Annotated in this window: 20 protein-coding genes; 7 read left to right on the top strand and 13 right to left on the bottom strand. The window is 65.6% G+C overall.

Annotated elements, in window-relative coordinates:
- Nucleotides 1–9: 9 nt before the first annotated feature.
- From AC1DV8_RS21665 to AC1DV8_RS21645, 5 genes are read left to right on the top strand one after another with little or no spacing between them, the layout of a single operon-like run.
- The gene (locus AC1DV8_RS21665) at nucleotides 10–969 is read left to right on the top strand and encodes an ABC transporter permease (protein ID WP_477158876.1); all 960 of its coding nucleotides are present in this window, start codon (nucleotides 10–12) and stop codon (nucleotides 967–969) included.
- Nucleotides 969–1,808: an ABC transporter permease gene (locus tag AC1DV8_RS21660; RefSeq protein ID WP_477158875.1), complete on the top strand. Its 840-nt coding sequence runs from the start codon at nucleotides 969–971 to the stop codon at nucleotides 1,806–1,808. Before AC1DV8_RS21665 ends, AC1DV8_RS21660 begins: the two co-directional genes overlap by 1 nt.
- Entirely contained in the window at nucleotides 1,805–3,535 is a 1,731-nt protein-coding gene (locus AC1DV8_RS21655; protein ID WP_477158874.1) for an ABC transporter ATP-binding protein, read from the top strand. The genes AC1DV8_RS21660 and AC1DV8_RS21655 overlap by 4 nt, the downstream gene beginning before the upstream one ends.
- Complete coding sequence (locus AC1DV8_RS21650; RefSeq protein ID WP_477158873.1) at nucleotides 3,532–4,536, top strand: serine hydrolase domain-containing protein; 1,005 nt, start codon at nucleotides 3,532–3,534, stop codon at nucleotides 4,534–4,536. The genes AC1DV8_RS21655 and AC1DV8_RS21650 overlap by 4 nt, the downstream gene beginning before the upstream one ends.
- Nucleotides 4,537–4,545: 9 nt before the next feature.
- Nucleotides 4,546–5,661 carry an anhydro-N-acetylmuramic acid kinase gene (locus AC1DV8_RS21645; protein ID WP_477158872.1) on the top strand — a complete coding sequence of 372 codons (1,116 nt, stop codon included), beginning with the start codon at nucleotides 4,546–4,548 and terminating at the stop codon, nucleotides 5,659–5,661.
- Here AC1DV8_RS21645 and AC1DV8_RS21640 read toward each other — a convergent pair.
- From AC1DV8_RS21640 to AC1DV8_RS21615, 6 genes are all read right to left on the bottom strand, one after another.
- Nucleotides 5,658–6,080, bottom strand: coding sequence for a GNAT family N-acetyltransferase (locus tag AC1DV8_RS21640; RefSeq protein WP_477158871.1), 423 nt, complete (start codon nucleotides 6,078–6,080; stop codon nucleotides 5,658–5,660). The genes AC1DV8_RS21645 and AC1DV8_RS21640 overlap by 4 nt on opposite strands.
- Before the next feature lie 113 nt (nucleotides 6,081–6,193).
- The gene (locus AC1DV8_RS21635; protein WP_477158870.1) at nucleotides 6,194–7,165 is read right to left on the bottom strand and encodes an ABC transporter ATP-binding protein; all 972 of its coding nucleotides are present in this window, start codon (nucleotides 7,163–7,165) and stop codon (nucleotides 6,194–6,196) included.
- Nucleotides 7,162–8,133, bottom strand: a complete 972-nt coding sequence (locus AC1DV8_RS21630; RefSeq protein WP_477158869.1) for an ABC transporter ATP-binding protein — start codon at nucleotides 8,131–8,133, stop codon at nucleotides 7,162–7,164. Before AC1DV8_RS21630 ends, AC1DV8_RS21635 begins: the two co-directional genes overlap by 4 nt.
- Nucleotides 8,130–9,059: an ABC transporter permease gene (locus AC1DV8_RS21625; protein ID WP_477152122.1), complete on the bottom strand. Its 930-nt coding sequence runs from the start codon at nucleotides 9,057–9,059 to the stop codon at nucleotides 8,130–8,132. Before AC1DV8_RS21625 ends, AC1DV8_RS21630 begins: the two co-directional genes overlap by 4 nt.
- A complete protein-coding gene (locus AC1DV8_RS21620; protein WP_477152121.1) occupies nucleotides 9,056–9,979 on the bottom strand; it encodes an ABC transporter permease in 924 nt (307 codons plus the stop codon). Before AC1DV8_RS21620 ends, AC1DV8_RS21625 begins: the two co-directional genes overlap by 4 nt.
- 57 nt (nucleotides 9,980–10,036) lie before the next feature.
- Nucleotides 10,037–11,509, bottom strand: coding sequence for an ABC transporter substrate-binding protein (locus tag AC1DV8_RS21615; RefSeq protein ID WP_477158890.1), 1,473 nt, complete (start codon nucleotides 11,507–11,509; stop codon nucleotides 10,037–10,039).
- 179 nt (nucleotides 11,510–11,688) lie between these two features.
- Between AC1DV8_RS21615 and AC1DV8_RS21610 the strand changes: the two genes are divergently transcribed.
- A complete protein-coding gene (locus AC1DV8_RS21610; protein ID WP_477158868.1) occupies nucleotides 11,689–12,474 on the top strand; it encodes an IclR family transcriptional regulator in 786 nt (261 codons plus the stop codon).
- 70 nt (nucleotides 12,475–12,544) lie between these two features.
- Entirely contained in the window at nucleotides 12,545–13,276 is a 732-nt protein-coding gene (locus tag AC1DV8_RS21605) for a ribonuclease activity regulator RraA (RefSeq protein ID WP_477152119.1), read from the top strand.
- Nucleotides 13,277–13,340: 64 nt separating this feature from the next.
- On the opposite strand, the gene AC1DV8_RS21600 is transcribed toward AC1DV8_RS21605, so the two are convergent.
- The 7 genes from AC1DV8_RS21600 to AC1DV8_RS21570 all read right to left on the bottom strand — a co-directional run bounded on the left by AC1DV8_RS21600 (nucleotide 13,341) and on the right by AC1DV8_RS21570 (nucleotide 21,772).
- Complete coding sequence (locus tag AC1DV8_RS21600; RefSeq protein ID WP_477158867.1) at nucleotides 13,341–15,350, bottom strand: family 20 glycosylhydrolase; 2,010 nt, start codon at nucleotides 15,348–15,350, stop codon at nucleotides 13,341–13,343.
- A gap of 69 nt (nucleotides 15,351–15,419) precedes the next feature.
- Nucleotides 15,420–16,286: a MurR/RpiR family transcriptional regulator gene (locus AC1DV8_RS21595; protein ID WP_477158866.1), complete on the bottom strand. Its 867-nt coding sequence runs from the start codon at nucleotides 16,284–16,286 to the stop codon at nucleotides 15,420–15,422.
- 40 nt (nucleotides 16,287–16,326) lie between these two features.
- The gene (locus AC1DV8_RS21590; RefSeq protein WP_477158865.1) at nucleotides 16,327–17,403 is read right to left on the bottom strand and encodes an ABC transporter ATP-binding protein; all 1,077 of its coding nucleotides are present in this window, start codon (nucleotides 17,401–17,403) and stop codon (nucleotides 16,327–16,329) included.
- Between the two features lie 76 nt (nucleotides 17,404–17,479).
- Entirely contained in the window at nucleotides 17,480–18,679 is a 1,200-nt protein-coding gene (locus AC1DV8_RS21585; RefSeq protein WP_477152150.1) for an extracellular solute-binding protein, read from the bottom strand.
- Nucleotides 18,680–18,773: 94 nt separating this feature from the next.
- Nucleotides 18,774–19,616: a carbohydrate ABC transporter permease gene (locus AC1DV8_RS21580; RefSeq protein ID WP_477152149.1), complete on the bottom strand. Its 843-nt coding sequence runs from the start codon at nucleotides 19,614–19,616 to the stop codon at nucleotides 18,774–18,776.
- 98 nt (nucleotides 19,617–19,714) lie between these two features.
- A complete protein-coding gene (locus AC1DV8_RS21575) occupies nucleotides 19,715–20,602 on the bottom strand; it encodes a carbohydrate ABC transporter permease (RefSeq protein ID WP_477152115.1) in 888 nt (295 codons plus the stop codon).
- 12 nt (nucleotides 20,603–20,614) lie between these two features.
- On the bottom strand, nucleotides 20,615–21,772 hold the full coding sequence (locus AC1DV8_RS21570) for a Gfo/Idh/MocA family protein (RefSeq protein ID WP_477158864.1): 1,158 nt from the start codon (nucleotides 21,770–21,772) through the stop codon (nucleotides 20,615–20,617).
- Between the last annotated feature and the right edge of the window lie 270 nt (nucleotides 21,773–22,042).

The raw sequence follows: 22,042 nt of genomic DNA, 5'->3' as shown, positions 1-22,042 counted from the left end.
GCGGCCGACATGAACTATCTCACGCAACGGCTGCTGACGTTCCCGCTGGTCCTGCTGGGCGTATCGCTGCTGGTGTTCTTTGCCATCCGGCTGGTGCCCGGCGACGCGATCATCGCGATGCTGGGCACCGAGGCGGGATTGCTGACGGAGGCGCAGCGGGCTTCGCTGGCCGCCTATTTCGGCCTCGACCAGCCCATCTTCGTGCAGTACGGGCGCTGGCTTGCCGGGCTGTTCGAGGGCAACCTCGGTATCTCGGTGACCTACGGCAAGCCGGTGCTCGAGGTGATCGTCGCGCGCTTCCCGCTCACCCTCGAGCTGGCGCTCCTGTCGATGATCATTTCACTCGCCGTCGGCATTCCCGCGGGAGTCTTCGCCGCGACGCGCGCCGACCGCCCCTCCGACCTGGTGGTGCGGCTCTTCGCCATGCTCGGGCAATCGACACCGAGCTTCGTCGTCGGGCTGGTGCTGATCTACTTCCTCTCGGTGACCTTCCGCATGCTGCCGGCGATGGGCTCGTTCACCCCGCTGTTCGTCGATCCGATCGGCAACCTGAGCCAGATGATCCTGCCGTCGATCACGCTGGGCCTCAGCTTCGCGGCGGCGGTGACGCGCATCTCGCGCTCCGCCATGCTCGACGTGCTGAGCGACGACTATGTGCGCACGGCGCGCAGCAAGGGCGCCTCACAGCGCGATGTGGTCTGGGGCCACGCGCTGCCCAATGCCCTGATTCCGGTGGTGACGCTGAGCGGCGTAGAGTTCGGCTACCTGCTCGGTGGCGCCGTGATCGTCGAGCAGATCTTCGCCCTGCCGGGGCTCGGCCGGCTGACGCTCGACGCCATCAGCCAGCGCGACTATCCGCTGGTGCAGGGCGCGGTGCTTTTCATCGCCCTCAACTTTCTCGTCGTGAACCTCCTTGTCGATCTCGCCTATGCGGCGCTCGATCCGCGTATCCGGCTCGGGGGCAAGTGATGGAGTTGCTCAAGGCGGTGCAGCGGCACCCCAGTGGCCGGATCGGCGCGGCGATCATCCTGGTCTTCCTCATCCTCGCCGGGCTTGGTGCCATCGGCCTCACGCCGCACGATCCGTTGAAGCAGTTCATCGTCGACCGCCTGAAACCGCCCAGCGCCACCTACTGGTTCGGTACGGACCTCCTCGGCCGCGATACCTTCAGCCGCCTGATGCTGGGGATCAGCGAGTCCTTCATCGTCGCTTTCGCGTCGGTCGCTGTTGCGTCGACCGCCGGGGCGGTGATCGGGCTGTTCGCTGCCTGGTGGGGCCACCTGTGGGATGGCGTCTTGATGCGGACGATGGACGTGCTGCTGGCCTTCCCGGCGATTCTGCTGGCGCTACTGATCGTCGCGATCGAGGGGGCCGGGATGGTGACCAGCATCATTGCGATCGGCATCGTCTACACGCCGATCTTTGCCCGCGTGGTGCGGGCGCCGGCGCTGGCGCTCAAGGCGCGCGAGTTCGTCGAAGCGGCACGCACCTTCGGCAGCTCACAGGGCTACATCCTCACGCGGCACCTCCTGCTCAACCTCGTCGCGCCGCTGACGGTGCAGATCACGTTGGCGCTGGCCTGGGCGCTGCTGACCGAATCCGGCCTGAGCTTCCTCGGCCTCGGCACACAGCCACCGGCGCCGTCGCTGGGGGTGATGCTCGCCGAGAGCAAGTCGATGATGACGCGCGCACCCTGGCTGATGGTATTCCCCGGCCTCACTATCATGCTCGCCATCCTCGGCTTCAACCTGCTTGGCGATGCACTGCGCGACATCCTCGATCCACGCACCCAGGGGAGAGCCGCATGAACGCCCTCCTCTCGGTCCGCGACCTCCGGGTCGGCTTCGGCCGCGATCCCAAGGCCAACGAAGTGGTCAAGGGCGTCAGCTTCGAGCTGCCCGCCGGCAAGACGCTCGCCATCGTTGGCGAGAGCGGCTCGGGCAAGTCGGTGACGGCACTGTCGATCAACCGGCTGGTCGATTTCGGTGGCGGCAGGATCACCGGGGGCAGCATCGAGCTGCAGCGAAGAGACGGCTCGATGCTCGACGTGACCACGGCAGACGAGCCGACGCTGACGCATGTGCGCGGTCGCGATATCGGCATGATCTTCCAGGAGCCGATGACCTCGCTCAACCCGGTGCACACCGTTGGCGCGCAGGTCGAGGAAGCCTTCCGGCTCAACCGGGGCCTCACCGGCGCCGATGCCACACGCGCTGCCCGCGAGGCGCTCGACCGGGTGCGCATTCCGGATGCGGCGCAGCGGCTGAAGTACTATCCGCACCAGCTGTCGGGCGGCATGCGGCAGCGCGTGATGATCGCCATGGTGCTGGCCAGCAACCCGCGCCTCCTGATCGCGGATGAGCCGACCACGGCACTCGACGTGACCGTGCAGGCGCAGATCATGGCGCTGCTGGCCGAACTCCGCGAAGAGCTCGGCATGGCGATGATCTTCATCACCCACGACATCGGCCTCGTCGCCGGCATTGCCGACGAGATCATGGTGATGCAGAACGGCGTCGCAGTGGAGCAAGGCGCGCTCGATGCCGTGCTCGACAACCCGCAGCATGACTACACGAAGCACCTGCTGAAGGCCGTCCCGCATTTCACCTTTGGCAACACGGTGCGCCATGACGGCGCTCGCACTGGCGCTGCGCCAATCGTCACGGTCGACAACCTCGCAGTGCGCTTCCCGGTGGTGAAGGGGCTGTTCCGTACCAAAGCCGGCGCAGTGCATGCTGTTGATGGCGTCGATTTCGACCTCGTGCCCAGCGAGACGCTCGCCATCGTCGGCGAGAGTGGCTCGGGCAAATCGACCACCGCCCGCGCCATCCTCGGGCTCGTCAAGGCGACGCGCGGGCGGATCGAGGCGAAGTCCGGCCGCAGCGGCCGGCCCGTGCAAATGGTGTTCCAGGACCCCTACGCCTCGCTCAACCCGCGCCTCAATGTCGAGGGTCTGCTCGCCGAGCCTGCCATCGCCGCGGGCCAGCGCGTCGACGCCAAGCTGCGCGAGCGGATGGCGTTCCTGCTAGAGCGCGTCGGCCTCACCAAGGATGCCCTCACCCGCTACCCGCACCAGTTCTCCGGCGGTCAGCGCCAGCGGCTCTGCATCGCCCGGGCCCTGATGCTGAACCCCGACGTGGTGGTGCTCGACGAGGCGGTGTCGGCGCTCGATGTCAGCGTCCAGGCGCGCGTCCTCGACCTCTTGATCGACCTGCAGCGCGAGTTCGGTCTCGCCTATCTGTTCATCTCGCACGACATGGCGGTGGTCGAGCGCATCGCCCACCGCGTCGCCGTGATGTATGCCGGCCAGATCGTCGAGATCGGCAATGCCGGCGCGGTGCTCGGCTCGCCGCAGCACAGCTACACCAAGCGCCTGATCGCGGCGGTGCCGGCGATCGAGCGCCGGCGCCAACACTTCACCGTGGACGCAACGCAAGTGCCGTCGCTGGTACGACCGGTCGGGTTCGAACCTGCACCGGCCAAGTGGCGCGAAGCCGGCGAGGATCATCGCGTGCGCGTGGAGGAAGTTGCATGAGCCTGGACGCCACGCTCGATCGCGCCTTCGCGCCACTGCACGCAGCCGTGGAAGCAAAACGCATTCCCGGCGGGGTGCTCGGCGTCGTCGACCGTGACGGCAACCGGGCCGTGCGTTCGATCGGCTCGGCGCAATTGATCCCGAAGCAGCGGCCGATGACCGACGATACCTGGTTCGACCTCGCGTCGCTGACCAAGGTGATCTTCACCACGCCGCGCATCCTGGCGCTGGCCGAGGCCGGCACCATCGACCTCGACGCGCCGCTGATCTCGGTGATCCCCGATTTCCGCCAGTACAACCCCGACAACGCCTGGGAGCGGAAGCTCACCTTCCGCCAGTGCCTGGGGCACCAGACGCCGTTCCCCGGCGTGGTGCCGATCTACACCTATGGTAGCGACCCGAACCTCTTGCGCGCGTGGGTGCTGCAGAACGAGTGGCAGGCCGGGCCGCCGGTCTATTCCGACATCAACTTCATCCTCCTCGGCATCGCCCTCGAGCGGTTGAGCGGAAAGCTCACCCGGCAACAGGACCCCGGTCCGGGTTTCGCCTGGTCCGCCGATCCGCAGCAGGCGGCGGCCACCGAGCAGGATGCCTGGCGCGGCCGCGTCGTCGTAGGCGAGGTGCATGACGAGAATTGCTATGCGCTGCAGGGTTCCGGCCATGCGGGGCTGTTCGGTACCGCCGCGTCGGTGCTCGGCTATGCGGAGGGGCTGCTGAGCGGCAAGGGCGCGGCGGCAAGCAGCATCGCATTGATGCGCACGCCGTTATCGCCCCGCCGCACGCACGGCTGGGAACAACCCTACGAAGGCTGGTCGGGCGGCGATCGCTGCTCGGCCGAAACCATCGGCCATACCGGCTTCACCGGCGTGGGCCTGTGGATCGACTTCGCCGGCGGGCGCGCCTGGACGCTGCTCACCAATCGCGTGCACCCCACACGGCACTTCGACAGCGGCATCATCGCGCTGCGCCGCGCGGTGGGTGACCTCGTGAACTCGGACTAGGAGACTGTCATGCAACCGATCTGGGCCGTGGGACTGATGACCGGCACCGTGCTCGACGGCAATATCGACGTGGCGCTGCTGAGAACCGACGGCGAGAGCATCGAACGCTTCGGCGCCTACACGCTGGCCCCCTACCCCCAATCGATCCGCGACACGCTCGAAGAGACGCTGACGCAAGCGCGCACGTGGAATTTCGAGGGGCCCGATCCGGCGATTTTCGCCAAGGCAGAGGAGATGCTGACCCGCGCGCAGGCGGCGGCGGTGAAGGAACTGGTGGAGAGCGCCGGCCTCAGCATGGCCGATATCGGCGTCGTCGGCTTTCATGGCCAGTCGGTGCTACACCGCGCCCCACAGCCGGGCCGCATTGGCGCCACCCGCCAGCTCGGCGATGGCGAGCTGATGCATGAGCTGCTCGGTGTGAAGGTCGCCTACGATTTCCGCTCCGCCGACGTGCGGGCCGGCGGCCAGGGCGCGCCGCTCGCCGCAATCTATCACCAGGCGCTGCTGCGCAGCCTCGGCGCCCATGGCGAGACGGCCGTGCTGAACCTCGGCGGCGTCGCCAACGTTACCTACTGGGATGGTGCCGATCGGCTTGTCGCCTTCGACACGGGCCCTGCCAACGCCCCGCTCAACGACTTCATGAAAGCGCATGGCCTCGGCGACATGGATCGGGACGGTGCCTTCGCCCGCACCGGCACGGTGGACGAGGCACGACTCATGAAGCTCCTGCAACACCCCTATCTCGCGGCGCTGCCGCCCAAGTCGCTCGATCGCTTCGACTTCACCTCGGCGATGGCCGACGGCCTTGATCCCGCGACCGGTGCAGCAACGCTCACGGCGTTCACCGCCGCCGCAGTCGGCAAGGGCCTGGACCTGCTGCCGAGCCGGCCAAAGAGGATCGTGGTCTGCGGTGGCGGCAGGCACAACCCGCTGATCATGGAAATGCTGAAAACCCGCGCCAACGTCGAAGCCGTCCCCGCCGAGGCGGTCGGCTGGCGCGGCGACGCCATCGAGGCAGAGTGCTTTGCCTTCCTCGCCGTGCGCGTGCTGCGCGGCTTGCCGATCAGCTTCCCGACGACCACCGGCGCCCCGCATCCACTGCTGGGTGGTCGCCTGGTGGCCTAGAGCCGCTTCTGCAGAAACGTCCGCGTCCGGCCTTTGGGAAAATCCTCCAGCGCGCCGAAAGGCACATAGCCGGCACGCTGATAGACCTTGAGCGCGATGCGGTTGAAGGTGTCGATGTAGGCGCCATGGCAGCCCCGCGTCCGCGCCTCGCCTTCAGCCGTCGCCAACATTCGGCCAGCCAGTCCTTCGCCGCGCCCCGCCTCGCCGACCCAGAGCCACTGCACGTAGAGCCAACCCCAAGCCGTGTAGCCCGAAATCCCACCGGCTATCCCGCCCGCGTCATCACGCGCGACGACGACTAGCGGCTTACGATCAGCCGGCCCGACATCGGCGTCATTGAACGCCGCGAGGCGCCCCCCGATAACCTGGAGGTCCTCGGCCGATGGCGTGTCGGTGACGCTGATCACAAGGTCGCTCATCCGCCGGTTCCTACTTGATGATTAAGCGCGGGAGGCGAGCAGGATAGCCAGAGTCCATCGCCACGACGATGAGGATGGTTGGAGTATTCCCACTCCGGCCAGCCCGATCAAGGCTATCGATCGCTCGGCGCCTCAGGGTAGTGGCAGGCCGTCATCAGCCCGCCAGGCTGGGCGGTCAACTCTGGTTCCACCTCGGCGCATTTCGACGTGGCTTTCCAGCAGCGAGTACGGAAGCGGCAACCGCTTGGCGGATTGGCCGGGCTCGGCAGGTCGCCGGCGAGCACGATGCGCTTCCGCTTGCCGCGCAGCGTCGGATCGGGCGTCGGGACTGCCGAAAGCAGCGCTTGCGTGTACGGGTGGCGCGGCGCGGTGAAGATCGAGTGGGTCGGACCGCTCTCGATGATGCGGCCAAGATACATCACCATCACCCGGTCCGACACGTGGCGGACAACAGCGAGGTCATGCGCCACGAACAGCATGGCGAGATTGCGGTCGCGCCGAAGCTTCGCCAGCAGGTTGATCACCTGCGCCTGCACCGACACATCGAGCGCCGAAACCGGCTCGTCGCAAACCAGCAGCGACGGCTTGAGCGCGAGCGCCCGCGCGATGCCGAGCCGCTGGCGCTGGCCACCGGAGAATTCGTTCGGATAGCGCTCGGCATGCTCGGCCCTCAAACCAACGTCCGCCAGCAAGCGTGCAATCTCGACACTCCACTGAGCGCGCGGCACCACATCGCGATGCAGCGCCCATGGCTCGGAAATGATCCGATCAACCCTCATGCGAGGGTTCAGCGACTGGTATGGATCCTGGAACACCACCTGCATCTTGCGTCGGATGGCGCGCAACTCCCGGCCTTTCGCTGCGGCGATATCGACACCGTCGAGCACCGCCGTGCCGCTGGTAGGCGCGTTGAGCCGCAGCAGCGTACGAACGAGGCTGGTCTTGCCGCAGCCGCTCTCGCCGACCAGCCCCAGCGTCTCGCCCCGAGCGATGGCGAAGCTCACACCATCTACCGCCCGCACTGGCGCCGCCGGTATGCCGAAATGCTTGGCCAGTGAGGAAACATCGAGCAACGGCGCCGTCATCGGGCATCCCCTGGGAAGTGACAGGCAACCTCGCGGCCAGGGCCCGCCGCTTCGAGCACCGGAACCACGGCAGCGCAAACCGCTTGCGCCCTCGGGCAACGCGTCCGGAAGGCACAGCCCGACGGAAGCGCGGCAGGATTGGGCGCCGAACCCGGAATAGGCACCAGCTCGTCACCGGACACATCAATGCGCGGCTGCGAGGCAAGCAAGCCCTGGCTGTAGGGATGTTGCGCCGTCGCGAAGAGCTCGAACACGCTCGCCGTCTCGACGATGCGCCCCGCATACATCACGGCCACGCGGTCGGCGATCTCGGCAACGACCCCGAGATCGTGGGTGATGAAGATCATCCCCGCCCCGCTGCGCTTCCGCACCGTATCGAGCAGATCGACGATCTGCGCCTGGATGGTGACATCGAGCGCCGTGGTCGGCTCGTCGGCGATGATGATGTCCGGCTCGAGCGCCACCGCCATGGCGATCATGATGCGCTGGCGCATGCCACCCGAGAACTGATGCGGGTATTGCTTCGCGCGCTGCGCGGGATCGGGGATGCCGACGGCCGCGAGGAGATCGATCACCGCCGCGTCGATGTCAGCGCCGCGCTTCTTGCCGTGGATGCGGAACATCTCCGCGATCTGCCAGCCGACCGTATAGACCGGGTTCAGCGCTGCCAGCGCATCCTGGAAGATCAGTGCGACCCGATCGCCACAGATACTGCGGCGCTCCGCATGCGGCAGCTGAAGCAGGTTCGTCCCATCGAATTTGATGGTGCCGCCGGCGATCGCGCCCGGCGGTGTCGGGACCAGGTCCATGATGGCCGACGCCGTGACGCTCTTGCCCGAACCGCTCTCTCCAAGCAGCGCCAGCACCTCGCCGCGCTCGAGCGAAAACGACACCCCATTAAGCGCGAGGATACGGCCGGCTGCGGTATCGAAGGTAACGGCCAGATCGCGCACTTCGAGCAGGCTCATTTGCCGCGCCTCTGCGTTGTCAGGCGCCAGCGTTGCGACGGGTCGTTGACGATCCGGAACCAGTTGGCGAGCAGGTTGAACGACATGGTGGTCAGCATGACGGCGAGGCCGGGGAAGCAGGCCAGCCACCAAGCCGTGCCGAGATAGCCCTGCCCCTGCGCCACCATCAGCCCCCAGCTGACGCCGGGCGGCTGGATGCCGAGACCAAGATAGCTGAGGCCGGACTCGAACAGCATCACCATCGCGATGTTCACCGACGCGAGCGTCAGCATGGTGGGTGCGACCACAGGCAGGATGTGCTGCGAGATGATCCAAACCGGCCCTGCCCCGAAGGTGCGCGACGCATCGACGAAGAGCCGCTCACGCACTTCCAGCACGTCGGCGCGGGCGACGCGGATATAGGCGGGCAGCCGCGTTACCGCGAGGACGATGACGAGGTTGGTGACGCTAGGCCCGAACAGGTAGAGCGCGACCAGCGCCACAAGCAGTGTCGGAAAGCCCATGATGATGTCGGAAACGCGCATGATCAGCGTGCTGACGAGTCCGCCGAAATATCCCGCTACCAGCCCCAGCGCGGTGCCGACGACGAGGCTGCTGAGCACAGCGGACAAGGCAATGCCGATCGAGGCGGCGGCTGCATCGGCGAGCCGCGCCAGCAGCGAGCGGCCGAGTGCATCGCCGCCCAGCCACAGCGTCCAGTCGCGGCTGAAGTCAAAAGGCGGCAGGTTCCGCGCCTTGAGATTGACCTTCCCCGCGGCAGTAAACATCCCGCTTGCGTCGGCGATGACGAGGAAAAGTACGATGGCCAGCCAGGCCACGGCCGCCAGCGCCATCGGGTCGCCAGTGAGGGCACGACCCATCCATTTGACACGGCTCGCGGTTGAGGTCTTCGGCGCCAGGCCTTCGGCAGTGGCAAGCTCGGTCATTGATCGAGCCTCACGCGCGGGTCGATGGCTGCATAGAGCAGGTCGACGAGGATGTTGATGAGGAAGATGACGATCGCGACGCAGAAGATGCTCGCCTGCACCAGCGCGAAGTCGCGCTTCAGGATGCCGTCGATCAGGAGCTTGCCGATGCCGGGAAACCCGAACACCACCTCGACCACGCCACCGCCCCCAGCGAACTGCGCAGCAAGATCGCCGGTGACGGTGATGGCCGGGAGGAGCGCGGTGCGGAGCGCATGGACGAATGTGACGCGTCCCTCACGGGCGCCCTTGGCGCGCGCGGTCCGCACGAAGCTTGCATTCAGCGCCTCGATCATCGAACCGCGCACGATCTGCACCAGCGTGCCGAAGGGCCGCGCGAAGAGACAGGCAACCGGAAGCACCCAATAGATCGGCCCGCCAAAGCCCGACGTGGGAAGCAGCCTGAGCGTCACGGCGAACACCAGGATGCCCATCAAGCCCAGCCAGAAGTCCGGCACGCTGGCCGCGGCCTGCGAGACAAGATTGACTACTCGGTCGAGCGCCGCGCCGGGACGGAGCGCGGCGAGGGAACCTGCGATCACCGCGAGGACAAAAGCGATGGCGAGCGCAATAGCACCGAGCGCCAGCGTATTCGGCAACGCTTCCAGCACGACTTCGAGCGCCGGCCGGTTGCGCCAGAGCGAGGTGCCAAAATCGAAGCGCAGCATCTGCGCGCCCCAATCGAGGAACTGGGACCAGACCGGCTGGTCGAGCCCCAGGCGCACGCGCATCGCATCGCGTGCCGCGGCGGAGGCGTCGACCGGCAGGTAAAGGTTCACCGGATCGCCGGTCAGCCGGACGAGGAAGAACACCGCCACCATGAGACCGGCAAGGGCCAGCACGGCATAGCCGGCGCGTCTCAGGAAATAGGCTGGCGACATTGTGGGATCCTGTTGCGGCTCACCCGGCCGCAACCGGGTGAGCCATATGCGACCGCGTTAGCGATAGCGGATGGTCTTGAGCTTGATCTCGTTACCGGCCTGCACGTCTGGGACGTAGTCGACGTTCGGCGCGATGCGGGCACTGGTGACCATGTGGAACAGCGGCACGATGTTGATGTCGTCTACCGCGATATAGGCGAACGCCTGCTGGAACAGCTTCTGGCGCTCCTCCCCGGTCGCCTGCGACGCATCGGCGATCAGCTTGTCGAGCTCGGGTGAGGCGATGGTCGAGGTGTTGCCGTCCGACGTGAAGCGGTTGGGCAGCGTGAACACGGCGTCGCCCTGCGTATTGTCGATCTGCGTCTGGATCATGCTCGGCACCCGGCCGTCCTCGAACGGCTTGATCAGCTTCTCGATCCAGGGATTGGTCTCCATCATCTCGAGCCGGATGTTGAAGCCGGCGTCGATCAGCATGGCCTGGATCGCCTCGAGACTTTCGGACGAATTCGGATAGATTCCGATGCGACCATAGAGCACGATCTCGGTATCGACCGACACGCCGGCGGCGCGGGCCTCATCGAGCAGGGCCTTGGCCTTTGCCGGATCGTAGGGCCAGACCGGGATATCCGGGTTGTAACCGATCACGCTCGGCAGCACGACCTGCATGGCCTTCTGCGCATCCGGATGAAACACCGTGCCGATCAGCCCGTCGCGATCAATGGCAAGGTTGAGTGCCTCGCGCACCCGCTTGTCGTCGAGCGGCGGAATGGCCTGGTCGATGCGCAGCAGCGACGTTTCGGCGTTGGGATAGGCCACGTCGTTCTCGGTCGTCGCATCCTGCGGCGCAATCTCGAAGGCGATCTGCGCCTCCCCCGTATCGACCATTGCAGCGCGCACCGCCGATTCCGACCGCCAGAGGATCGTCACGTTCGGGATGGCCGGCTTGTCGCCCCAGTATCCCTCGTAGGCCAAAAGCACCACCGACTGCCCCTCGTTCCAGGCTGTGAGCTGATACGGGCCGGTGCCGACCGGAGCGCGGGTCTTGGCATCGTTCGGGGTTGCGGCTGGCGAGCCGATATCGAGCGCCGCCAGCTTGTTGGGCAGGATCGGCTCGACGACGTCTGTCGTGACGCGCAGCGTCAGCGGGTCCACCACTTCGGGCGTGAACACGACATCCTTGAGATCGGCATTGGCCACCTCGCAGCCGAGATCGGCATTCTGCGCCCGGGTCAGGGCCGCAGCGACCGCACTGGCATCGAATGGGGTGCCATCGTGGAAACTCACGCCCGAGCGCAGCTTGAACTCCCATGTCTTGTCGTCGATCCGCGACCAGCTCTCGGCGAGGCTCGGCAGCACGTTGCCATTGGCCGGGTCGAGATTGACCAGCGCCTCGGTGATATTGTTCCGCAACACGCGGGAATTGTTCGAAAGGTCCGTGTCGCACGGATCGAGCGACTTGGGCTCGTCGGTGACGACCACCGTCAGCGCGTCTGATTGCGCGAAGCTGGGACCGGCGAAAACCGAGCCCATCAAGAGCGCGGCGAGCAGCGTGGCGCTCAGGTTGAGCGTCGACTTGTGAAGCATGTCATTCCTCCCTGTACCGACGCGCTCCGATGGACTAGGTTCCAAATGAGACATCGATGTGGCTATGTGACACCACATCTGAAGCTGTGTGTCAACTTTGGTTCCAAATAGGGCATTTCTGTTTCATGGATGAACTCAAGCATGGCTCTCCCGTCGTTGAGAAGACGGCGCACCTGCTGGGCGCGGTCGCCGAGGCCGGCGACGGCATCTCGTTGAATGAGCTGGTGGAAAAGCTGGGAGCAGCCCGCTCGACGGTCTACCGGATCCTTAACTCGCTGGCCGCGCATGGGCTGGTGGCGCGGGTGAACGGCGGAGCCAACTATCAGCTTGGCCCGCGCTTCATCGAACTCGCCCGCCGGATTTCGCCGAATGCGGACCGGGTCACGCTGGTCGAGGCGGCACGCCCGATCATGCAGTCGGCGGCGGACCGCATCCACGAATCGCTGAAGCTCTCCGCCCCCGAGGGCGATGAGATGCTGACCATCCTGGCGGCGGCAAGCCCTGCGGAATATGCCCTTTCCGTGCGGGTCGGCAGCCGTTCGCCCAAGCATGTCGGCGCCGCTGGCAAACTCGCGCTCGCCTATGCGAGCAGCGCCGACGTCACCGCCTATTGCGGTCGCGGCCTGGTGGCCCGCACGCCCTACACCATCACCGACCCGGAGGCGCTGGAAGAGGAACTGCGGCGCATCCGCGAAGATGGATTCGCCGAAGACAATCTCGAATCGGGGCTCGGCATCCGCGCCCTCGCGGCCCCGATCTTCGATGCCTCGAGCCGACTTATCGCCGCCGTCAGCGTGCCGTTCATCGGCGATGCGACCCCCGAGCGAAAGCGTGCCATCCGCAAGGAAGTCATCGAGGTCGCCGATGCCTTGACCCGCCTTCTCGGCGGCACGTCGCCCGAAGCCAAATAAGAAACTTCTGGTTCTCTATTGAACTTTCGAACCGCTGTCTGCTAAGTGCCATGTAGCCAAGGAGGATTGCATGACACTATTGAGCGCCGAAACCCAGGCCAAGCTGAAGCGGACGAACTCGGCGACGCTCAGCTCGCTGCTGCTGAAACGCGGCCTGAGGAACACCGCCATCCGCGGCGTGCGGCCGCTTGGCAGTGCGTCCGATCCCATGGTCGGCCCGGCGCTTACGGTGCGCTACATTCCGGCGCGCGAGGACATCGACGGCTCGGAGTACAGCTCGAGCCCGGACAACTTCCAGCGCAAGGCCATCGACACCATCGCCGAAGGCCACGTGCTGGTGCTCGATTGCCGCAACATGCCCGAGATTGCCGGCATCGGCGCCGTTCTCGCGCGTCGCCTGATCTATCGGCAGTGTGCCGGCATCGTGTTGGATGGCGGGGTGCGGGACACTGCCGACATCGCCGCCCTGGGCCTCCCGACCTTCTGCCTGGGCCCTGCGGCGCCGGCAAACCTCGTTGCCCATCACGCCTCCGACATGAACCAGCCGATCGCCTGCGGCGGCGTCGCCGTCTATCCCGACGACATCATGTTCGGAGACAGCGAGGCCGTCATCGTCATCCCGCGCAAATGGGCAGATGAAATCGCCGACGAGGCCCTGGCGATGGACCTGCAGGAAGAGTTCCTGAAATCCGAAATCGAGTCCGGCAAGTCCACCTTCGGCGTCTATCCGCCCAATGCCGAGACTGTCGAACGCTACAAGGTCTGGCTAGCCGCCAACGCTCCGGCTCTCGACAACGCCTAGGATCCAGTCGCCGGGTAGGCCGCGCAGACGAGCGCGGCCTCATTTTGCGACTGCTGCGACGTCCTTACTCGGCCCAGTTGCCGTACATGATCGGCATCAGCCCGACGAGCGCGCTGAAGCGGTTCCAGGACTTGCGCTCCGGCATCGTCCAGCCGGACTCGGCAACTGCCGAGAGGCGCGGGAACACCAGGCGATCGAAGATGGCCCGGTCTGTCATCGACTCCGACCAGATGCAGGACTGGATGCCGAGCAGGTGTTTCAGCCCCTGTTCGGAAAAGCCGGCGCGGGCGTCGAACTCGTAGGTTTCCTGCGGCCCGGACCAGCCGGCCCAGCCGGCACCGGGCTCGGCCCAGGACACGCCATTGGCCATGTCCAGATAGTAGCGCTGGCCGGGCGAAACGACGATGTCATAGCCCCGCTCGGCGAGTGCCGCGTTGATCTCGACGTTGCGCCAGCCAATGACGTAGGCCTTGTCCCGGTCGACCGCATCGCCATGCGCCGCCTCTTCCCAGCCGCCGGTAATCGCGCCCTTCCGCTTGATGATCTCATGCACCCGGCGGATGAAATGGGCCTGGAGGATCGCTGTCGGAGAGCCTTCGATCTCGTCGGCGCCATGATGGTTGCCGAGTTGGTTGAACTGGCTCTCATGCTTCTTGCGCATCTCGGGCCCTGCCAGCTTTTCGAGCAGGTCGAGCGCCAGCGGCGAACCCGACCATGCGGCCAGCGGCACTTCATCGGCCCCAATATGAAAGATGCCGGCGGGGAAGAGGTCGAGTACTTCCTCGACCACGGTTTCGACGAAGCGGTAGACGGGCTCATGCGCCGGGTTGAGGCTGTTGTTGGGGAAGCCCTGCACCGACTGGTACTCGCCCTGCTCCGCCGGATCGCGCAGTTCAGGCACCGACTGCAGCGCGGCATAGAAATGGCCCGGCATGTCGATTTCAGGGATGACCGTGATGGCAAGGCTGTCGGCCAGCGCCACGATCTGCCGGATCGTCGCCTTGGTGTAGTAGCCACCCGTCGGCTGCGGACCTGAGCCAAGCAGCGGCGGCAGGGCCTTGCCGTGGCCGCGCCAGGCGCCGACCTCGGTGAGGGCCGGATAGGCATCGATCTGGACGCGCCATGCTTCGTCCTCCGACAGGTGCCAGTGGAACCTGTTCATCTTGTTCCAGGCCATGAGTTTCAGCAGCCGGCTGACCTCGGCGCCGGTATAGAACTGACGCGCCACGTCGAGGTGGCAGCCGCGATAGACGAAGCCCGGAGCGTCGGTAATGGCACCGCCGGTCGGGAAGACGAACGTCGTCGGATGCTGGCGGGCGCCGCGGAGAATATGGCCGAGAGTCACGAGGCCATAGAACATGCCCTGCCGCGTGGTTGCCGAAACCGTAGCGCCGTTTTCGGCAAAGCGCACCTCATAGGCCTCGGGGCCCATGCCGGCCGTCTCGATCACGTGCACCGGCATGCCGGCTTCCGAAGCGGGACGGACGATCGCTTCGACCGGGAAGAGATCGTCCACAAGGTCGGCGAACGCCGCGGCGGCGCGATTGGCGGCTTGGCCCTCGGGCTTGAGATCGAAGCCGACCGGAGCGATGCGCGCGCCGGTCGTGGCGACCGACTGCGGCCATGGGATGATGGAGACGTCGACCGCCGCCTTGGCCGGCACCGGGAAGCGCGCCGCGCCCTTCAGCAGCGGAGCGTTGTTGCCCTTGCCCTTGGTGGGCAGCGTCGGCAACGCCACCAGCGTGCCGTCGGCAAGCACGACATAGCCGGTATTGGCGCCATCGCTCCAGTGGCGAAGGCCGTATGAAAGGCCGCGAGCGGTGGCGACCCAGGTGGCACCGGGCGCGAGCACATAGCCATCGGGCGGCTCAATCAGCGTGTGGTTGGAGAGGCGCTTAAGAAGCTTGCCGTTCTCCAGCGTCGCCTGCGGGTCGATACGGGCGGGACCGGAGAAACCGAGCTGGAAATTGCTGACGGGCGTGTCACCTGTATTGGTGAGCTCGATGCCATAGCCGAGCGGCTCGCCGTCCTTGGCCGGCGTCCAGGTGGTGACGAGCGAAAAACTGATGTGCATGGCAAAGATCCAATCTTGGAAAGCGACGCACCGGCCGGTGCGGTGAGGCAATGGAAGGAAAGGCGGCCGCTAGTCTCCAAGCGGCTGGGCGTCGTCCCCGTCGCGGTTGACGACGAGTTGGTGTTTGATCCGACGCATGCTGTCGATGGCCGAAACACCGAGGCGGGTGGCGACCGTCTGTGCCAGAATGTCGACGGTGGCGAGAAAGGCATAACGGCCGGGAGTGGGCCGCAGGATATCGGTGTTCTCCTCCCGGTCGATCGGCAGCAGGATGTCGGCCTGCCCCGCTACAGGCGAGCCCGAGCGGGTGACGACGATGCGCGTCAGCTGGTTGTCGCCCGCCGCCGAGAGCGCCTTCACCAGCGGCAGGTTGTTGCCGCTCAGCGAGAACGCAATGACCACCGTGCCGGCAGGCGCGCCCGCGGCGCGCATCATCTGCGCCTGATGGTCGAGCGACGATGAGACCGCCAGCCCAAGCCGGAACAGGCGGGTTTCCGTTTCGGCTGCAACCATCGACGAAGCGCCGCCCGAACCGAAGGCGAGCACATAGTTCGCCTTCGCGATCGCCACCGACGCCCGCTCGATGGCGTCGAAATCAAGCCGGTCGAAGGTCTGATAGATGGTCGACTGGATGCCGTTGACCACCCCCTGCGCGATCTCCCGGACGTGCTTGGGTCCTGCGTCGGTGGTAAAGTAGCGCTGCCCGACGAACCGGCTCTGGGCGAGGCGGACCCGGAACTCGCCGTAGCTGGCGCAACCAAGGCGCCGGCAGAAGCGCGTCACCGTGGGCGGCGAGACCTTGGCCTGCGCCGCCAGGTCGACGATGGATAGGGTCAGCGCCGCATCGACGTCGGCCAGCACGATTTCCGTGAGCGCGCGCTCCGACGGCGTGAAGGTGTGCTTCTCTGTCTGCAACAGGCCAACAAGATCGACCATTGCCCCTCCCCGGCGCCCAGCTCGGGGGCGCGTCGTGGTGCTAATAGACGGCATTGCCCGCGGCGTCGAACAGATGCGCGGCATCGAGCGAGAAGCTGGCCTCCACCGCTACGCCCTCGGCAACCTGCGGGTCACCTTCGAACAGCGCAATGAAACTCTCGCCGGCAGGTAGCGTGGCATAGAGCACGGTATGGATGCCCAGGTGCTCGATGATCCGCGGCACGAGGTTGAGGGTGAAATCCTTCTTGCCCAGCGAGAAGTGCTCGGGGCGCACGCCGATCGTCACCGCCTCGCCGACCAGGTGCGTCGCCTGGCGCGGCAGCACCAGCGTACCCAGAGCGCCCAGATCCACGGTGACCTGGCTGCCGTCGGCGGCGGTACAGCGGCCGGCGATGAAGTTCATCTTCGGGCTGCCGATGAAGCCGGCGACGAACATGTTGTCGGGCTTGTGATAGAGCTCCAGCGGCGAGCCCACCTGCTCGATCTCCCCGGCGCTCAGCACCACGATCTTGTCGGCCATGGTCATGGCCTCGACCTGGTCGTGGGTCACATAGATCATGGTCGAGCCGAGCCGCTTGTGCAGTTCCATCAACTCGATGCGCATCTCGGAGCGGAGCGCAGCATCGAGGTTGCTGAGCGGTTCGTCGAACAGGAAAATCTTGGGTTCGCGCACGATGGCGCGGCCGATGGCGACGCGCTGGCGCTGGCCGCCGGACAGCGTTCCGGGCCGCTGCTGTAGCCGACTTTCGAGCTGCAGCACCTTGGCGGCCTTCTCGACGCGGGTCGTAACCTCGCTGTTGGGCAGTTTCTCGACGCGCAGCGGAAAAGCGATGTTCTCGAACACCGACATGTGCGGGTAGAGAGCGTAGGACTGGAACACCATGGCGATGCCGCGCTTGACCGGCGGCAGATCCTTCACCGGCTTGCCACCGATGACGATCTCACCCTCGGTGACGTCCTCGAGCCCGGCGATCATCCGCAGCAGGGTGGACTTGCCGCAGCCGGACGGGCCGACAAAGACGACGAACTCGCCTTCGGTCACCTCGAGGTCGATGCCCTTGATGATCTCGATTTCGGCGAAGGATTTCTTGAGGCGCGAGAGCGTCAGCTGGCTCATGCAGGTCTCCAACGGGCCCGCTCGGCGGGACGGATGGGCCGGCCGCCGCGCAAGGCGGCGACCGGCGGAGGCAACGTTACTTGTATTGCTCGAGGTCGGCGGCGGCCTTGGTCAGCGCCGCCTGCGGCTCGGCTGCACCGGTCACGACGGACTGCACCATCTCGATCATAGTGTTCTGCAGGCCGATATAGTCGGTGAACAGCGGCTCGGGACCACCGAACGCGATGCCGTCGAGGAACGGCTTCCAGTACGGCGTCTTGGCCACGAGTTCGCTGGTCTGCGGCTCGAGCGGACGGAGCGGGGTCAGGCCCTGCGCCATCTCGGCGGCCCACTGGCGCTCACCGGTGGTGATGTACTTGGCGAGGCTGATCGCCTGATCCTCGACGCCGGTGCCCTTGAACACCGCCAGCGAGTCCGTGATCAGCAGCGTGCCCGGGCCCTTGGCATCGGGGCCAACCGGCAGCGGAGCAACGCCCCAGTTCATCTTGGCTTCGTCAGCGCGCAGCGCCGCGCCGACGCCGCCCTGGATCATGCCCAGCTTGCCGTCGAGCCAGATCGAGCGAACTTCGTTCTGCTCATAGGCGGTCGGGCCCTCTTCCGCGTAAGGAACGATGTCCTTGAGCGCGGTCAGTGCGGCGAGGTTCTGCGGGCTGTCGAGGGTGATGTTGCCGTCGGCGTCGATCACCGAACCGTTGTTGGTGTAAACCCAGTGCAGGAACTGGTGCATGGTGTTGTCGAAGGTCTTGGCGACGACACCGAAGCCTGCCGCGTCGGTCTTGTCGGCGATCTGCTTGGCGAAGGCGATCTCTTCGGCCCAGGTCTTGGGCGGAACCTCGGGGTCGAGCCCCGCGGCCTTGAACAGGTCCTTGTTCCAGAACAGCGCCTTGGTCGAGAAAGCGACCGGAACGCCCCACTGGGTGCCTTCGAAGGTCACGGTCTCGGGCACGAAGTTGTAGTAGGAGGCCTTCTCCTCGTCCGTCATCGGGATGGGGACGATCAGGTCGTTCTGCGCGAACTGCTTGAGCGTACGCGAGCCGACATAGGCAAGCCCGACCGGGGTGCCGGCGGCGGCGAGCGTCGTCACTTTGTCCTGGCACTGGCCCCAGCCCACGACCTCGGGGACGACCTTGAAGCCCGGATTGTCGGCTTCCCACGCGGCGAAGTAATCCGCGTAGCCGGCCGTCAGTTCGTCGCCGCAGTTGATGAAGGTGATTTCCTTGACGTCCTGCGCGATGGCAGGAGCGGCACCGGCGAGCGCCAGAAGTGACACGGCCAGCAGTGATGTCGTTCTACTCACGTTAGTCTCCCTTGTTGCTAGCGCGTCCCCCAGGAACGCGTGCTTACCCCCGGCCGGGATCGACACCCCGGCCTTACTGCTTGATCGCCCCGGCGGTGAGGCCGGCGACGAGGTAGCGCTGCAGGAACACGATGATGATCATGACCGGCAGGATTCCGACGAAACTGGCTGCCATCAGCTCGTTCCAAACCACTTCCTGCTTGCCGAAAAAGGCGAAGAGGCCGATCGGCAGGGGCATGTATTCGGTCTTGGAGTTGAAGGTCAGCGCGAAGATGAACTGCTGCGCGTAGGCACCGATGAACGTCATGATGGCGACGACCACGACGCCCGGCATGGCAAGCGGCAGGATGACGCGGCGCATGGTGTAGAGCCGCGAGGCCCCGTCCACCCAGGCCGCCTCGTCCAGCTCACGCGGGATGCGCATCAGGTAGGTGCGAAGCAGCCAGATGGACGATGGGATGAGGAAGGCCGCGCCGGGGATGATCTGGGCCCAGTAGGTGTTGAGCAGGCCCACCGTGCGCATCAAGCGGAACAGCGGGATCAGCAGCACCGCGCCCGAGAACATGTTGACCGCCAGGAACGCCGCGAGCAGCACGCCGCTGGCCGGGAAGTTGAAGCGGGCGAAGGCGTAGGCCGCCGGCACCGCGACCGTCACCACGATCGCCGTCTCGATGGTCGAGATCAGCAGTGAATTGAAGATGTAGCGGCCCAGGCTCGGCACGCTCGTCCACATGTTGATGTAGGCGTCGAACGAACCGTTCTTGGGGATGAAGCTGTAGGGCGTCGAGAACAGCTGGGCGAGCGGCTTCAGCGAGACGAGGAAGCCCTCGACGAACGGCGCCAGGACGAACGCGAGGAACACCGCGATGCCGGCATAGAGCGCCACCATTTCGTACCAGCGATAGCGGTCGATCATCGGCTTGCCGGTCACCGCGCGGGCGCGGCGGGTCCTGGTGGCGGGCGCGGCAGGAGCTGCGATGACTCCGGTCGACGCGGCAGTGCGGGCGAGATGGCTCATTTCAGCGCTCCCTGGGACAGGCGCCGCACAGCGCGGAAATAGACGAGGCAGAAGATCGACACGAAGATGCAGATCATCACCGCCCGCGCCGCGCCCTCGCCGTACTTGGATGAGCGGATACCGGTCTGGAACGTGTCGATGATCATGGTGGTGGTCGACCCCGACGGGCCGCCCTGGGTCAAAATCCAGATGATGTCGAACGAGTTGAAGGTCGCGATCAGCGACAGCAGCGACATGGTGAGCATCGCCGGCAGGATCAGCGGCAGCGTAATGCGGCGGAACCGGTAGAAGCGCCCTGCCCCATCGGCCCACGCGGCCTCGTAGAGGTCCTTGGGCACCGACTGGATGGCGGCGAGCAGGTAGATCGTGACGATCGGCACCCCGATCCAGACGTCGGTGACGATGGTCGACCAGAAGGCGGGCGTCGGATAGCCGAGGAAGGCGAAGGGGCCGTCGAGGATGCCGAAGTTCTGCAACAGGCCCGAGATCATCCCGAACTGGCCATTGTACATCCAGCCCCACATGTAGATGCCGATGGCCATCGGCACGACCCATGGCGGCATGGTCAGGATGCGGAAGATAGTTTGGCCGGGGATCGCGGCGTTGAGCAACACCGCGCCGCAGGTGCCGATGATCATCTTCAGCCCCACCGAGCAGAGCGTCCAGAAGATCGTCCGGATGATGATCTCGGTGAACTTCGAGTTGGCGAAGATCTTCTGGTAGTTCGCCCACCCGACCCAATCCAGCTTCGGCCGCAGCGCCGCATTGGTGAACGACAGGATGATCGTGTCGACCAGCGGATAGGCGACGATAAAGAGGATATAGGCGACTGCGGGTGCCAGAAGGGCGAGGGCGAAGAGGACGGCAGTTCGGTTTGCGGTCATCGCCCTTGCCTCCTAGCTCACTCGGCCCGCGAGCGCGGCATCGAAACGCTGCCAGATCGGGTTCATGTCGATCACCGATCGGGTTCGGCGTGCCTCATCCATCGTGAGCGCCAGCAGCCCCGCCTCCAGCGCGTCGACCACCGAGACCGGCAGCGGGGTGCCCTCGAGTGTGTGCGTCGTGATGTCGGTCGCCATCTGCTCGTCGGCGCCGTAATGCACCGACAGGTCAGTCCCGGTGTACGTCTTGTCGACCAGCTTGCTGGACGTCCGCGAGTCGTGGACCTTGAAGAAGTTGCGCACGAAATCGCCCTCGGCCATGCCCTTGGCGCCCATCACCGCAAAGCGGCGGAAGTCGTCGGGAACGCTGAGATTTGTGTGGAAGGCGAGCGACGAGCCGTTCTCGTATTCTACGATGGCGGTCTGGAAATCGATGATGTCGCCGTCGCTGTCGAACACCTTGTCGGTGCCCATCCAGCCGCTCGGCTTGCGATAGTAGACCTCGAGGTCGTTGATCCCCGTCGCCTGCGGTGCGTTCTTCGGGATGAACGTCTTGCGCCCGCCGAAGCTCGAAACGTAGCGCGGGCGGCAGCCCATCACGCCGTTGTAAAGATCGAGGTCGTGGCAGCATTTCTCGAGCATGAAGCTGCCCGAATAGTGCTCGTAGCGGCGCCAGTCGCGCATGAAGAAGGCGCCGTGATAGGGCGGAATGTGCTCCGACGCCTCGATCGAGACGATATCGCCCAGGAGCCCATCGGCCTGCGCCTTGCGCAGATCGACATAGAGTGGCGCATAGCGCAGCACCAGCCCGACCATCACCTGGTCCTTGTCATGGGCGGCAATCAGGCGCGCCAGCGCCAGGGTATCGTCGACAGTCGCCACGACCGGCTTCTCGGTGAAGATCTTCAGCCCGCGCTCGAGCCCGATGCGGATATGGTCGAGATGCATGTGGTTGGGCGATCCGACCATCAGCAGGTCGAGCGTCTCGCCATCCAGCATGTCTTCGAGCGAGGCGTACGACTTGCCGACCGGAACGCCGTGCTCCTCGGTGTAGGGCAGCCCTGCTGGCTGGGGGTCGACATAGCCGACCACGGAAAAATCGAGATGCTGCGCGGAGAACACCCGCGCCAGGTATGCCAGCCGATAGCCCAGGCCAACAATTCCAACCCTCATTACCGCCCCTGCCCCCAGGTTGGCCGCTCAACGTTGAACGGCTGTAAACTATTTACATCGTGACCAGATCAGCGGCCACATGTCAACACGGTGACGCAGCGATTTCAATACCAATCTAGACCGCGCACATATTCCATGATTCGCTGCAATTTGCTCGATTTCGGCCTATTTTGCCTTGGAATTGGGCAGAACGTTTATTCCATGCTACCTGCGGTACGTACCCGGTCCTGGGGAATTGGTATCCAGTTGGACTTGCCTATTGACAGACGT

Source organism: Devosia sp. P3_B2 (assembly GCF_056402875.1).
The sequence above is the reverse complement of the archived record's forward strand: the minus strand, read 5'-3'. Positions and strand labels throughout refer to the sequence as shown.

Excerpts from the sequence above, each read along its gene's own strand:
- AC1DV8_RS21665 (WP_477158876.1), top strand. The coding sequence starts at position 10 with ATGAACTATCTCACGCAACGGCTGCTGACGTTCCCGCTGGTCCTGCTG.
- AC1DV8_RS21660 (WP_477158875.1), top strand. The coding sequence starts at position 969 with ATGGAGTTGCTCAAGGCGGTGCAGCGGCACCCCAGTGGCCGGATCGGC.
- AC1DV8_RS21655 (WP_477158874.1), top strand. The coding sequence starts at position 1,805 with ATGAACGCCCTCCTCTCGGTCCGCGACCTCCGGGTCGGCTTCGGCCGC.
- AC1DV8_RS21650 (WP_477158873.1), top strand. The coding sequence starts at position 3,532 with ATGAGCCTGGACGCCACGCTCGATCGCGCCTTCGCGCCACTGCACGCA.
- AC1DV8_RS21645 (WP_477158872.1), top strand. The coding sequence starts at position 4,546 with ATGCAACCGATCTGGGCCGTGGGACTGATGACCGGCACCGTGCTCGAC.
- AC1DV8_RS21640 (WP_477158871.1), bottom strand. The coding sequence starts at position 6,080 with ATGAGCGACCTTGTGATCAGCGTCACCGACACGCCATCGGCCGAGGAC.
- AC1DV8_RS21635 (WP_477158870.1), bottom strand. The coding sequence starts at position 7,165 with ATGACGGCGCCGTTGCTCGATGTTTCCTCACTGGCCAAGCATTTCGGC.
- AC1DV8_RS21630 (WP_477158869.1), bottom strand. The coding sequence starts at position 8,133 with ATGAGCCTGCTCGAAGTGCGCGATCTGGCCGTTACCTTCGATACCGCA.
- AC1DV8_RS21625 (WP_477152122.1), bottom strand. The coding sequence starts at position 9,059 with ATGACCGAGCTTGCCACTGCCGAAGGCCTGGCGCCGAAGACCTCAACC.
- AC1DV8_RS21620 (WP_477152121.1), bottom strand. The coding sequence starts at position 9,979 with ATGTCGCCAGCCTATTTCCTGAGACGCGCCGGCTATGCCGTGCTGGCC.
- AC1DV8_RS21615 (WP_477158890.1), bottom strand. The coding sequence starts at position 11,509 with ATGGGCTCGGTTTTCGCCGGTCCCAGCTTCGCGCAATCAGACGCGCTG.
- AC1DV8_RS21610 (WP_477158868.1), top strand. The coding sequence starts at position 11,689 with ATGGATGAACTCAAGCATGGCTCTCCCGTCGTTGAGAAGACGGCGCAC.
- AC1DV8_RS21605 (WP_477152119.1), top strand. The coding sequence starts at position 12,545 with ATGACACTATTGAGCGCCGAAACCCAGGCCAAGCTGAAGCGGACGAAC.
- AC1DV8_RS21600 (WP_477158867.1), bottom strand. The coding sequence starts at position 15,350 with ATGCACATCAGTTTTTCGCTCGTCACCACCTGGACGCCGGCCAAGGAC.
- AC1DV8_RS21595 (WP_477158866.1), bottom strand. The coding sequence starts at position 16,286 with ATGGTCGATCTTGTTGGCCTGTTGCAGACAGAGAAGCACACCTTCACG.
- AC1DV8_RS21590 (WP_477158865.1), bottom strand. The coding sequence starts at position 17,403 with ATGAGCCAGCTGACGCTCTCGCGCCTCAAGAAATCCTTCGCCGAAATC.
- AC1DV8_RS21580 (WP_477152149.1), bottom strand. The coding sequence starts at position 19,616 with ATGATCGACCGCTATCGCTGGTACGAAATGGTGGCGCTCTATGCCGGC.
- AC1DV8_RS21575 (WP_477152115.1), bottom strand. The coding sequence starts at position 20,602 with ATGACCGCAAACCGAACTGCCGTCCTCTTCGCCCTCGCCCTTCTGGCA.
- AC1DV8_RS21570 (WP_477158864.1), bottom strand. The coding sequence starts at position 21,772 with ATGAGGGTTGGAATTGTTGGCCTGGGCTATCGGCTGGCATACCTGGCG.